Source organism: Oscillibacter sp. MSJ-31, from assembly GCF_018918025.1.
Classification (GTDB): domain Bacteria; phylum Bacillota; class Clostridia; order Oscillospirales; family Oscillospiraceae; genus Hominicoprocola.
Genome location: NZ_JAHLPT010000014.1, coordinates 18,914 through 31,545, shown reverse-complemented (window position 1 = coordinate 31,545; position 12,632 = coordinate 18,914). Strand labels below are relative to the sequence as shown.

The following is a 12,632-nucleotide window of genomic DNA, read 5'->3' as shown; positions in this document are numbered from 1 at the left end:
TGACGGCAGCGGCGCGGCTCATATTTTCAGCATAGCCCGCTTTTCCGCCCATTTCCCTTGTCGCCGTTCCTCTTTTTCCGTCACAGCCCCGCCCGCTCACACGGACAAGCCTCACATGAGTTTTCCCTCTCCCGCAGAAAATTTCCCGTTCTGTAGCCCGCGAGCGTGCAACAAAGCCCGCCTTGACGCTCCTTCACAGAAGCACTTCCCAAAGCCCATTCCGCGAAAGGAGACACTATGACGGCTGCAAGCACACAGCGCGCCGCGGAGCACTCCGCTCCGACGGACGCAAATTCCCCCGCGCGGGAGGAGACGGGGCCCGGCGCAGCCGCGCTTGCCGCCCTCTGCGCGGACACAAGCGACTACCGCCGCGCGGCGACGGACCTCGAATACTTCGGGAAATACTACCTCCCGCACTACTTTTCGCTCCCCGCGCCGCCGTTCCACCGCGCGCTGGACGCCCTGTGGCGCGAGCGCGTGATGGACGGAGCCGACCCCGTGCGCGATGCGGCTCGAATTTTGTCGAAAACGGGCACACGCACCGCCGTTGCCGCCCCGCGCGGCCACGCGAAATCAACGGTCATGAGCCTCAAAAACGCGCTCCACGCCGCGCTCTACGGCTACAAGCGCTACATCTTACTTGTCTCTGACACAGAGACACAGGCGGTCGGCTTCCTTGACGCGATCAAGTCGGAGCTGGAGGAAAATCCGCGCATTCTGCGCGATTTCGGCGAGCAGCCGGGCAAAAAAACGTGGAAGACCTCGTCGATCCTCCTCGCCAACGGCTGCCGCATCGACGCGGTCGGCTCGGGGCAGAAGCTGCGCGGACGGCGCAACCACGAGCGCCGCCCCGATCTGATCCTCTGCGACGACATCGAAAACGACGAGGGCGTCCGCACCGCCGAGCAGCGCGACAAGCTCGCCGCGTGGTTCTATAAGGCCGTCTGCAAGTCGGGCGACCGCTACACGGACATTTTAATGATCGGCACGGTCCTCCACCATGACGCGCTGCTCGCCCGCGTGCTGAAAAACCCCGGCTTTCAGTCGCGCACCTACCGCGCGATCCTCTCGGACAGCGCCTCGCCGCTCTGGGCGGACTGGGAGGCGCTCTACACCGACCTCGCCGACCCCAAGCGCGAGCACACCGCGCACGCCTTTTTCTACCGTCACCGCAAGGAAATGCTCACCGGCGCGCGCATCCTCTGGCCGGAGAAGCTCTCGTACTACGACCTGCGCGTCATGCGCCTGGCGGAAGGGGAGAGCGCCTTTCAGTCCGAGATGCTCAACCAGCCCGTGAACCCGGACGACTGCCTGTTTTCGCCCCAGTGGTTCCGCTTCTATAACCCCGCCGAGCTGGATTTCCGCGCCCCGCGCTTCCGCTTTTACGGCTACTGCGACCCCTCACTCGGAAAATCGGCGCAGAGCGACTATTCCGCCATCGTCACCCTCGCCGTGGACGGCGACAGCGGCACGGCCTATGTCTACGATGCGGACCTCGCCCGCCGCCACCCCGACCGCATCATCTCGGACATTTTGGAAAAGGAGCGCCTGCTGCGCCGCGAAACGGGCCGCGGCTACACGCTCTTCGGCGCGGAGACAAACCAGTTCCAATGGTTCCTCAAGGAGCAGCTCGCCCGCGAGAGCGCCAAGGCGGGCTTGTACCTGCCCATTCAGGGCGTCCGCGCGACGGAGGATAAGACGCTGCGCGTCGAATCGCTCCAGCCGGACATCCGCAACGGCTACATTCTCTTCCGCCGCGACCAGACGCTGCTCTTGCAGCAGCTCGCCGAATTTCCGATGGGCGCGCACGACGACGGCCCCGACGCGCTCGAGGGCGCGCGCACGCTGGCGCGGAAGGGGAGCGCCCCCCTCGACCTCTCCGCCCTGCGCCTGTAGCAGGGGAGCCCCTCTGACCGGACAAAACTCACATGAGACCGATCCGAAGCCCTGAAAAAAGCAGCCGATCTCGGTTTCCCAAAATCGACTGCTTTTCGCTGTTATTTTACTTTTTTTGGTTCAGCGCCGCCCTTTCGGCGTTTTTTATACCGGTCAGCGCCGCAATATCGCCTTTATGCCACAAGCGCCGCTGTGTGCAATACCAGCATCGTTCCTTTCTCTTCTTGAAAATGCGGTATGGCACCGAAAGCGAATTGTCATAGATATGACAGACATCACAGACGGCAATCAGTTCCTTGACCAGTGCAAGCGCCTTATCATAGCGCGAACGGATCTTCTCGGCCGGCACATCATGCCCGCCGTCCGATACGCGGGACACCACGCGCGCCACATTGATCTCCGGATCGGCCGTCAAGACATAGTAGCACCGGATAAAATAGCCGGACTCCTTTGCGCGCGCCAGAAGCTTCAGGTTTCTGTCCGTAGAGAGAACGGTCTCAAAACAAAAATCCCTGTGCGCCGCCAAATACGACTCTCTCAGCTCCTCCGCCTTTTGAGCAGCCTCCAAATTAGTGCAGCATAAGGCCTTTTGTATTTCGTCTGCATTGATATACGGCATGGATTGGGGGCGAAGCGGACTGGTAATCGTACTCTTGCCGGAGCCATTCGGTCCGGCAAATACAATGATCTCAGGCTTTTTCTTTGCACCGTTCACTGTATCTTCCTCTCTGCATCGCGTTTCCGACAGCCTCTTTTCTCCCGTCGCTGTATACCAGATACACTTTTCCGTCCTTGGGATCAAACTCCGCGATCGGCTTATTCAGCACCCGCTTTCTCTTTAGCTCCGCCGAGACAGCCAGGCGCGCATTTTCCACTAAAATGCCGTCATAGGGCAATTTCTCCGCCACGGTACACACCTCCATTTCCATAAGTATCTAGGGTTAAGCAAAACGCAGGTTTTACAAAAAAGGCACAATATATAGTATTTCGACGATGCAAATAGCACTATTTATCGTGTATCCCCATGAACAAATCGGAGTTTTGCGCATCCCGAATAAGGTATTTTTTATTATATGCATTTTTTCTCGTTCTGTCCAGCCCTTTCCCCAAGACTTTTCCAATTACAAAGCAAGCAGAGTTTTAGTTATGTTGACTTGCATCCAGTCTATTAGTGCCTTTTGTCCCTATAACATTTATGTAGAGTACACTATCTATATCGCAGTTCTCGGACGCGACGGCTATCTCGCCATCATGAACCCCTGCGAGGAACATAGTTTTTCGTTCCCACGGGTGCGGTCTTGAGATCCTCACGCTACAACGACACAAAGCCGCCAACTCGTGCGGCAGTCCTCCATGACCGAATAGAATGTGCTCAAAATTGTCAACTACACGCGTCTTTGATGGCAGGGGAACGTGACATGGTTTTTCTCCGGACAGGTCTCACGTAAGACCACCCTTACAACGGAAAAGTGGTCAAATTTCGCCCCTTCCACAGGAACAAAAAAGAACAAACTGGAACAAAACTGGAGTTGCAATGGAAACCCAGTGTGGTATAATGGTAGCGTCAAAAAGTGTATACCATCCACGCCGAAAAACGGAGATCACAGAGCCCCTCCGTTTTTCGGCGTATTTTGCCCCAAAATGGAGAAATTTGTCCGATCTGAATGGAGGTATACACACAGTGCTTGCAAAAATTCTTTCCGTAAGTTATAATCAGTACAAAAATTCCGTCTGCGAAAAAGGAGGTGTCCCCATGCCGCATTTCACCGAGTCGCTCGACGCGCTGCGCCGCGAAGCGCCGGCGCGCTTCCTCGAAACGGACCAGTTCGCCGAGATGCTCTCGACCTACCATAAGCTCAAGCCGCTCGCGCTGAGCAAGCCGAAGTCCTTTGCCAAGCAGTGCGCGGAGTACGACTTCACGCGCATCTACCCGCTCATGGACGCCTTCCTCGCGGAAAACGACCTCTCCGCGCCGGACAGGCTCGCCGCCCTCGCGGGGGAGTGCGCGCCGGAGACCGTGGCCTTCGCCTCGGCACTCATCGACATTTACGCCGACTCCGTGGCGAAGCTGACGCGCGAAACGGAGTACGACACCGTCGGCAACTCGCCGGCGACCTACTTCATCTGCGGCGTGTGGGCGAACATGAAGCGCGGGCGCGAGTTCCACCCCGCCTCCAACGGCATCACCGTCACCTACTCCCAGCCCGACGCCTACGGCAACCAGTCCATCTCCTACAAAAATAAGGACTACGAGATGACCCTCATCTTCGAGGCCGTCGATAAATACACCAAGAACCTCTCCTGGACGGCGCACCGCCTCCTCATCTATACCCTCATGTGCGGCAACCGGGACGGCTGGCGCGGCAACGCGGCGGACTTCAACATCGCCGACTATATGGCGTGGTCGGGGCTCGCGAGCCGCGACGCGGCGTACCGCCAGCTCAAAAAGGATGTCCAGTCCATCACCAACCTCAAGCTCACCGCCGAGTCCTACAAAAAATACTTCGAGTCCTTCTACATCACGCACCTCGCCACCGAGGCCAACATCAAAAAGTACACCGGCGAGGTCCACATCGCCTTTGCCGAGAATGTCCGCCTCTTCCTCACCCAATACTACCAGCTCATTCCGGACTGGATGGGCCAGCTGTCCGAAAACGCCTACCGTCTGGCCTATTACCTCTACTACCGCGCGCGCAAGGCGCCGCTCGACGAGGACGGCAGCTTCCTCGTGCGCGTGGAGGACATCATCCAGTACATCGGCCTTCCGACCAAGGAGGAGGTCAAGAACCGCAACTACGACGAGGCGATCATCCGCCCGTTCAATAAGGCGGTCGAGGAGATCGAGGGCGTCGCCAACGGCTCCATTCATATGTCCTTCGATTATGACAACATCAACTCCTTCCTCGCGGGCAAGATGACCGTCGGCATCGACGAGACGATGCAGGACTATACGCACAAGCTCGAGCGCGCGCGCATGGCCAAGCAGCTCGAGAGCGGCAAAAAGCGCCGCCGGAAGGCCGAACCGCCCGCCGAAGCAGGGGAGACCCCGCAGGGCGCCGCGCCCGCAGATTCCTGAGCCGACTGCTTCCACCACCTCTCTGCACGAACGCAAGTCGCTTTTCCGCGCACGCCGACCGTCCAAACCGCCGCATTTCCGGCCTATTTCCCCGCCTCCGCGCCTTTCTGTGCAAAAGAGCGCGTCCGCACCGCCCCAAACCGAAAAAAACCGCTCCTTTTTCCGCCCAATGTGCATAAACGCTCCACAAAGCGGGCATACTACACCTTTTCCTCCCACTTCGTATCGTGCAATAACGACTTCAACCCGTGCAGTTCCTGCTTCGACCCGTGCAGAAATTTTTTTCGCGGCTCTCCCATTCTGCGGTTTTTAAGGGGATTTCTTCCCCCTTTGTCCGACCCTATTCTCCTTATGGATATTTAAGATAAATTACGGCCACGCTCCGAACCTGCTCCGGAGGGTGGCTGTGCTATACTATCTTCAGAAACGCTCACCGAAAGGAGCCTTCTCCCATGCCCGACACCTTCGACACGCTCCGCCCCTACCTCTTCGACTACCTCCGCGCCAGGGGCATCGACCCGCGGCGGCGCTTCCGCTGCCTGAACCCGGACCACCTTGACCGCAACCCCTCAATGGCCTACGACGCGCGCCGCCATAAGGTCCACTGCTTTGCCTGCAGTGCGGACTACGACCTCTTTGACCTCCTCACCTTAGACCACGGCTATTCCTCGCCGCTCGAGGCGCTGGCTGAGGCGAGCCGCCTCTACGGGCATGGCGATGTGACCGTTTCCCGCACCGCACCGGAAACGCCGCGCCGCGCCGCCGACAGGGGAGGGGAGAACCGACCCGCAGCCCACACCGAAAGGGGAGACCTCACCATGACTCCCGAGCAGACCGCCACCTACCTCGCCTCCTGCGCCGCAAACCGCACCAAAACCGACTACTTCTCCTCCCGCGGCATCAGCGAAGCGACCGCCGCGCGCTTCTCCCTCGGCTACGACGGCGCACTCTCCTGCGTCGTTCTGCCCTGTGATGACGGCCACGTCGTCCGCCGCTCCACCGCCGAAAAAAAATACCTCAACGAAAAGGGCGTGCCGTCCCCGCTGTTTCAAAGCAGCCTTCTGCGCGGAGACGAGCCCGTTTTCCTCGTCGAGGGCGTATTCGACGCGCTTTCCGCCGAAGAACTCGGCTTCCGCGCCTGCGCGATGAACGGCAGCGGCAACCGCACCAAAATTGCCGCGCTCCTCCGCACCCTCGCGCCCTACGCCCCCATTCTGCTCCTGCCGGACAATGACCGCGCAGGCGACGAGTGGGCCACCGCCCTCAGCGATGAATTCCCCTGGCTCTACCGCTGCCCGCCGCTGCCCGTGGGCAAGGATCTCAACGAGCTGCTCTGCGCCGACGCGGGCGAAGCCGCCGACTTTCTCGCCCAGTGCTGCACCGACCGCCTGGCGCACCTGCCGCCTGCCTACGATACGCTCTCCGCGGGCGGTCAGATGGACGCGCTCGACGCCTACATCGCCCAGCAGGCGGCGCGACCCGCGCTCTCCACGGGCTTTCCCGCACTTGACCGCGCGCTCGACGACGGCCTCTACGACGGCTTTTATGTCCTCGGCGCGATCTCGTCCCTCGGCAAGACCGCCTTTTGTATGCAGCTCGCGGACCAGCTCGCGCAGCAGGGGAGGGATGTCCTCATTTTCTCCCTCGAGATGACCGCCTTTGAGCTCATGGCCCGCTCCGTCAGCCGTGAGACCTTCCTCGCCGACGCCACCCCCAGAAAATCCCTCTCCAAGACGGTGCGCGGGGTGCTCGACGGCAAGCGCTACCCCCACTATCCGCCCGCCGAGGTCACGCACCTTGCCGAAGCAAAACAGCGCTACGGCTCCTACGCCCATCACCTCTGGTTCCGCGAGGGCGACCACGAGACCTCCCTTGACTTTATCCGCGCCGAGGTCGCGCGCCACATCCGCGAGACCGGCACGCGACCCGTCGTCCTCATCGACTACCTCCAGATCATCGCCCCCGTGGATGTCCACTTCACCGACAAGCAGAACCTCGACCGCATCGTCTGCTCCCTCAAGAAGCTCTCGCGCGAGCAGGAGCTGACGATCCTCGCCATCTCCTCCTTCAACCGCGAGAACTATAATATGGAGGTCTCCATGTCCGCCTTCAAGGAGTCCGGCGGCATCGACTACTCCGCCGATGTCCTCATCGGCCTTCAGGCCAAGGGCGCGGGCAAACCCGGCTTCAACATCGACGAAGCCAAGCGCGCCGACCCGCGCGAGATCGAGCTGCGCATCCTCAAGAACCGCTCCGCCGCCATCCCGCAGCCCATTCCTTACCGCTACTATCCCGCCTACTCCTGCTTTGAGGAACTCACATGAGTTTTGTCCGAGCCTCAGCTATATTACATTTCTGTTACATTCGACAGAAAATAAGAAAAAGCGGGTCGGTTCGACTTGCAAATATACGAAAAGGCGTGTAAGATAAAATTGAATTTTATGCGGATTGCAGCAACGAAGAAAATCCGCAGACTCACAGCGCCGGCGCTGTGTTCTTTTCCCATGGAAAAGAACGATCCCCCTCCGCGGCTGGCGGACGGGGCGCGCCGCGCAGATAGGACAGCCATGAATCGATTCCGAAAAGAAATTCTCTTTCTCTGCGATGCGCTGATCTTCGCGGCATCTGTGGCATTCTTCCTGCTCGTCTATTCCCACTTCGACTATGCAGAGGTTGGCACAACGGGTAACGTTGGCGGACACATTGCCCTGCTGTACCTCAGCACGGTGTTCTTCCAGCTCGTGTTCAAAACCTACGACAGCCTCTGGCGCTATGCCGAGAGTCAGGAGTACCTGAGCCTGCTCGCCGCGGCGCTGTGCGGCTTTGCCGCCTACGAGGTCATTGCCCGTGTTTCGTCGATGGGGACGATGTCCTTCGTCCTGCTCCTCGGCATCGCCTGCGCGTGGGTGCTCGGTATGCTGACCGTGCGCTTTCTCTACCGCGGCTACCGCACGCGAATGCTGCGGCGTGACCGCAGTTCGCTTGTGCCCGTCGCCATTCTCGGTGCGGGCGCGGCGGGCGCGCAGCTCGTTTCGGAGCTTCGGCAGAATCCCGCCAGCCGCTACCGCGCCGAGTGCTTCTTCGACGATGACCGCACCAAGCGCGGCAAAATGCTCCACGGCGTTCCCGTGCGCGGCACGCTGGACGAAGCGGTCGCGAAGATGTCCGCCGTTGGCCTGACCAACGCCATCTTTGCCATCCCCTCCATGCCCGACGCGCAGCGCAGCGCGGTGCTGCGATGCCTGAGCGAAGGCGGCATCCATGTCATGACCCTCCCCGGCACGCTCGAGCTGATCGGCAGGACTGCAACCGTTTCCCAGCTGCGGGAGGTGCAGATCGAGGATCTGCTCGGCCGCGACGAGGTCACGCTCGACCCCGCGCCGGTCGAGGCTCTGCTACGCGGCAAAACCGTTCTCGTTACGGGCGGGGGAGGGAGCATCGGCTCAGAGCTTTGCCGCCAGATCGCGAAATATTCCCCCCAAAAGCTTGTTATCTTCGACATCTATGAGAATAACGCCTACGACATTCAGCAGGAGCTGAAATTCCGATACGGCGCGGACCTTGACCTCGCGGTCGAGATCGGCTCCATCCGCGACGGCGCGCGACTCATGCGCCTGATGGACCGCTACCGTCCCGAGGTCGTGTTCCACGCCGCGGCGCACAAGCATGTTCCGCTCATGGAGTCCTGCCCGCAGGAGGCGATCCGCAACAATGTTTTCGGCACGCTCAACCTCGTCCGCGCGGCGGATGCCTACGGCGTGCAGAAGTTCATTCAGATCTCGACCGACAAGGCGGTCAACCCCACAAATATCATGGGCGCGAGCAAAAGATTGTGCGAGATGATTGTGCAGTCCATGGCGCAATGCTCGAACACCACCTTCGCTGCCGTCCGTTTCGGAAACGTTCTCGGTTCGAACGGCTCGGTCATCCCGCTCTTCAAGCGCCAGATCGCCGCGGGCGGCCCCGTCACCGTGACGGACGCGCGCATCATCCGCTATTTCATGACCATTCCCGAGGCCGCGTCGCTCGTGCTCGAGGCGGGCGCGATGGCGCAGCAAAACGAGCTGTTCGTGCTCAACATGGGCAAGCCCGTGAAGATCCTCGACCTTGCCGAGAACCTGATCTGTCTCTCCGGCTATGAACCCTATGTCGATATCGATATTATCGAAACAGGCCTGCGCCCGGGCGAAAAGCTCTATGAGGAGCTGCTCATCGCGGGCAATAACACGGAAAAGACGGCGAACGACAAGATCTATGTCGAGTATCAGCCGCTCGTCACCCCTGCCGAACTCGAGGATAAATTGGAGGTTCTCCGCGCCGCGCTGGAAACGGAAAACGCGGACAAGCTCCGCGCCGCGCTCCACCGCGTCGTCCCGACCTTCCGCGAACCGGACGAGGTCAACCGGACACAGGGCGAGACGGTAGAGCTCCCAAAGCAGAGCGGGGAATATATACCAGTATAATCAAGAGAGGAACAAAACACGGAATGAGTAACGAAGGGGAAATGTGTCAACAAGGCTAAAACGCCGGACGGCAAGATAAAGGCGCACAAAAACCAGTCTCCGCAGAAAGCCGGGACTGAGAAAGGCAATATTGTGGGTGGTCAGGCAGACCGTCTGAGTGATTTTGCAGCGCGGCAGGAGTGATAACCTGGTAAAACAGCGGCTAGGGCAACCACCAATACAGAGATATGCACCGGCGGATTGAGGCCTATCGCGCTTGTGCTGTTGCGTTCCCACAACCGTTTCTGGCCTGTGGATTTGAAGCGGGAATTGCAGTGCTCACACTCTGTTCGCAAAGCGAAGGTTCGTTTGAAATGGAGGCAACTGCGGTCAATGGAAAGCCAGTAGCCTGTGGGATTGGTTCTGTATTTGGTGCAGCCATGGCTTCTATTGCCATTATTCCAGTTCTTGTGGCCGCAGGGGCAAGCGCCGGTTTTGGATTGACATAATGGGCAGCAATATTTCTGGCGGGTGCGTCCATTGTCGGTGGTTTTGCTGTCCATGTGCATGGCAATGCCAGCTTCGTAGACCGGATTGCCAACAGGGAGCGCTTTATTTTCAGCTCCGTGCTTTTTGAGATGGATAAAAGATTCACCGGCATAGACCGATTTCGCGGTATTGTAGATGCTTTTCGCGTCATAACCCTTATCCGCAAGGAAGGAACACACCTGCCAGAAGATGACTTAGTCGGATACGGCAAGGATGTCAATTGCAACGGTGGAGTCCGCTGTGTTGGCCGGATTGGTCAGCTCATACAACGGTAGACCAGAGATACAGTCCACCAGCACATGGTTTTTATAGCTCCAGTAGAACTCGTACCGGTGCTCGCTGTGCAGATTGGAGGCGGAGTGGACGCTGAGCGTACAATCCGGAGCGCTTTTCGGTTGGTTTTCCTTGGAGAATTTGTTTTTCGCAAAGGATTTCGGATTGTTTTGCTTTGTGTTTGTCATGACAGGAGTAGAATCCAATCCGATGAAGGATGAATCTACTACGCCCATCCCGTTCGGAGGTCGCGCCAAACCCGCCATCACAGCCTTTAATTCCGCATTGTCCATCTGTTGCGGAAAGCTGTCATAGGCCCAGTAGGACAGCAGCGGCTTCATAATATTGAAGCTGCTGTAAGGGGTCCTATGACATTGTTGTTTCATGGGGTGCGGTTATGTGCTTCTGGAAATACCTCCATGGCCTCCCCTGAAAGGGCAAACGCGCAGGAAGCGAAGAACCTGAGGCATACTTGTTTTTGTGTGGACGGTTTAACGAAGACTGTCGAAAAGGTTGCGTGTGAAGAAATCAGGGCGGACTGGTTTGGCAGGAGATTCACATTTTGCGAGGACCCGGACGGGTAGCCGATTGAGTTGAAAGAGTCGGTATAAGAGGGGAGTATTTTGGAATATGGGCAAGATGAACTGGAAAGCGGTGATAGGGGTCTCAGCAGCTGTGCTTGGTACAGCTTTTGCAGCGGTATCCGTTGTCGCTCATAAGAAAAAAGGGGACAGCACCTTTGAAAATGAGCCGGAGCAGAAAAACCCCCTGGAGGGCAAGAAGGTCGTCTTTATAGAAAACGGGGAAGACCCCGAAAACGCGGACGGGGTGAAGGGCCATCTGGAAGTGGTCGGAGACTCCGATTATAAAGAGAGCTTTTACGGAAAGTATGTAAAGCGGGGAATCGATATCATTCTTTCCTTTGGCGGGCTTGTCGTGTTGTCTCCGGTTCTTGCGGGGATCGCTCTCGCGATTAATATCGACGACCCGGGTCCTGTCCTGTTCACTCAGAAACGCGTGGGCCAGAATAAGAAGTATTTCAAGCTCCACAAATTCCGTTCCATGAAAATGTCCACGCCGCATGATGTGCCCACGCATCAGCTGGAGAATCCGGAGCAGTATATCACGAGAGTCGGGAAGTTCCTGCGGGCGCACAGCCTGGATGAGCTCCCTCAGATCTGGGATATTTTCATCGGCAACATGAGCGTGATCGGCCCCCGCCCGGGTCTGTGGAATCAGGACCTCCTGACGGCGGAGCGGGATCAGTATCACGTCAATGACGTAAAACCCGGCCTGACTGGCTGGGCGCAGATCAACGGACGGGATGAGCTTGAAATTCCGGTCAAGGCGAAGCTCGACGGAGAGTATGTTGAGAAGCTCGGGCTCAAGATGGATGCCAAGGTTTTCTTCGGTTCCATCGGAGTGTTTGTCGGTGATGATTCTGTTGTCGAAGGCGGGACAGGAACCATGAAAAAGGATTCTGCCGATATCAGCATTCCGGAGGATACGCTTGTTTCCGTGGTCATGGCCACCTATCGAAGGGATCAGGCGCTCCGCAACGCACTGACCTCTCTTGCCGCACAGACGTATCAGAACTTTCAAGTCGTTCTGGTAGATGATAATGACGATGGGGAGTGGACGGCGAAGGTGCAGGCTATCGTCGATGAATTCAAAGATCAGATTTCCATCCATTACATAGTCAATGAGCACAATATGGGTTCCGCGGCGACAAGAAACCGGGGGATCGCCGAGGCAAAGGGCCAGTATATCACGTTCCTCGATGACGATGATGTGTATCTTCCTCCCAAAATCGAAATGCAACTGAAGGATATTATTTCCTCCGGCGCTGATTATGGCATTACTGATTTGTACCTGTACAATGAAAACGGAGAGCTGATCGACAGAAGGATCCGTACATATATAAAATCGACGGAAGCAAAGGATCTGATGCGCTACCATTTGCTTCAGCACATGACCGGTACAGATACCTTTATGTTCAAAGCGGATTACCTGCGCAATATTGGCGGTTTTCCCGGGATCAATGTGGGTGATGAGTTCTATCTCATGAAAGGGGCCATTTTAGCCGGCGGAACATTCACTTATTCGAACCATTGCTATGTCAAGGCCTATGTGCACTCCGGGGAGTTAAACGGCCTCTCAAGCGGAGACAGTAAAGTCCGCGGCGAAAACGCGCTCTTTGAAGATAAAAAGAAGTACTATGATTATTTAACAAAAGCGGATATCCGCTATGTTAAGATGCGCCACCATGCTGTGCTCGCGTTTGCGGAGATGCGGCGAAAGAACATGGTTCCGTTCGTTGAGAACGCAGTGCAATCGTTTGCCTCGGCGCCAGTCGCATGTGTGAAGATGTTTCTTGAACACAGATAGGAGACAGG

9 protein-coding genes and 1 pseudogene are annotated in these 12,632 nt (G+C 57.8%); 7 read left to right on the top strand and 3 right to left on the bottom strand.

All coding sequences use genetic code 11. The features are described 5' to 3' along the window. The first annotated feature begins 237 nt into the window (after positions 1-237). On the top strand, positions 238-1,896 hold the full coding sequence (gene terL, locus KQI17_RS09685; RefSeq protein WP_216495956.1) for a phage terminase large subunit: 1,659 nt from the start codon (positions 238-240) through the stop codon (positions 1,894-1,896). 106 nt (positions 1,897-2,002) lie between these two features. Here the strand turns inward: terL and KQI17_RS09680 are convergent, their stop codons facing one another. Together KQI17_RS09680 and KQI17_RS13910 are read right to left on the bottom strand one after the other, a co-directional pair. Continuing rightward, positions 2,003-2,611: a zeta toxin family protein gene (locus tag KQI17_RS09680; protein ID WP_371821982.1), complete on the bottom strand. Its 609-nt coding sequence runs from the start codon at positions 2,609-2,611 to the stop codon at positions 2,003-2,005. Further along, positions 2,586-2,804: a hypothetical protein gene (locus tag KQI17_RS13910; RefSeq protein ID WP_216495955.1), complete on the bottom strand. Its 219-nt coding sequence runs from the start codon at positions 2,802-2,804 to the stop codon at positions 2,586-2,588. The genes KQI17_RS09680 and KQI17_RS13910 overlap by 26 nt, the downstream gene beginning before the upstream one ends. Positions 2,805-3,649: 845 nt before the next feature. Between KQI17_RS13910 and KQI17_RS09670 the strand changes: the two genes are divergently transcribed. The 4 genes from KQI17_RS09670 to KQI17_RS13665 all read left to right on the top strand — a co-directional run bounded on the left by KQI17_RS09670 (position 3,650) and on the right by KQI17_RS13665 (position 9,923). Beyond that, positions 3,650-4,972, top strand: a complete 1,323-nt coding sequence (locus KQI17_RS09670) for a RepB family plasmid replication initiator protein (RefSeq protein WP_216495954.1) — start codon at positions 3,650-3,652, stop codon at positions 4,970-4,972. A 452-nt stretch (positions 4,973-5,424) separates the two neighbouring features. Beyond that, positions 5,425-7,296: a DnaB-like helicase C-terminal domain-containing protein gene (locus KQI17_RS09665; protein WP_216495953.1), complete on the top strand. Its 1,872-nt coding sequence runs from the start codon at positions 5,425-5,427 to the stop codon at positions 7,294-7,296. 243 nt (positions 7,297-7,539) lie between these two features. Beyond that, complete coding sequence (locus tag KQI17_RS09660; protein WP_216495952.1) at positions 7,540-9,435, top strand: nucleoside-diphosphate sugar epimerase/dehydratase; 1,896 nt, start codon at positions 7,540-7,542, stop codon at positions 9,433-9,435. A 227-nt stretch (positions 9,436-9,662) separates the two neighbouring features. Further along, positions 9,663-9,923: a hypothetical protein gene (locus KQI17_RS13665; RefSeq protein ID WP_253285763.1), complete on the top strand. Its 261-nt coding sequence runs from the start codon at positions 9,663-9,665 to the stop codon at positions 9,921-9,923. 234 nt (positions 9,924-10,157) lie between these two features. On the opposite strand, the gene KQI17_RS13660 is transcribed toward KQI17_RS13665, so the two are convergent. Beyond that, positions 10,158-10,577 (bottom strand): hypothetical protein, encoded by a 420-nt coding sequence (locus tag KQI17_RS13660; RefSeq protein ID WP_253285762.1) that lies wholly within the window; start codon positions 10,575-10,577, stop codon positions 10,158-10,160. A gap of 505 nt (positions 10,578-11,082) precedes the next feature. Between KQI17_RS13660 and KQI17_RS13905 the strand changes: the two are divergent. Both KQI17_RS13905 and KQI17_RS13900 read left to right on the top strand, forming a co-directional pair. After that, positions 11,083-11,721 (top strand): annotated as a pseudogene (locus KQI17_RS13905) (sugar transferase); the annotation flags it as partial. Further along, positions 11,704-12,624, top strand: a complete 921-nt coding sequence (locus tag KQI17_RS13900) for a glycosyltransferase family 2 protein (RefSeq protein WP_371821983.1) — start codon at positions 11,704-11,706, stop codon at positions 12,622-12,624. The pseudogene KQI17_RS13905 and the gene KQI17_RS13900, both read left to right, overlap by 18 nt. The last annotated feature ends 8 nt before the right edge of the window (positions 12,625-12,632 follow it).

Coding starts and splice junctions, on each gene's coding strand:
- terL (WP_216495956.1), top strand. CDS start 238: ATGACGGCTGCAAGCACACAGCGCGCCGCGGAGCACTCCGCTCCGACG.
- KQI17_RS09670 (WP_216495954.1), top strand. CDS start 3,650: ATGCCGCATTTCACCGAGTCGCTCGACGCGCTGCGCCGCGAAGCGCCG.
- KQI17_RS09665 (WP_216495953.1), top strand. CDS start 5,425: ATGCCCGACACCTTCGACACGCTCCGCCCCTACCTCTTCGACTACCTC.
- KQI17_RS09660 (WP_216495952.1), top strand. CDS start 7,540: ATGAATCGATTCCGAAAAGAAATTCTCTTTCTCTGCGATGCGCTGATC.
- KQI17_RS13665 (WP_253285763.1), top strand. CDS start 9,663: ATGCACCGGCGGATTGAGGCCTATCGCGCTTGTGCTGTTGCGTTCCCA.
- KQI17_RS13660 (WP_253285762.1), bottom strand. CDS start 10,577: ATGAAGCCGCTGCTGTCCTACTGGGCCTATGACAGCTTTCCGCAACAG.
- KQI17_RS13900 (WP_371821983.1), top strand. CDS start 11,704: ATGAAAAAGGATTCTGCCGATATCAGCATTCCGGAGGATACGCTTGTT.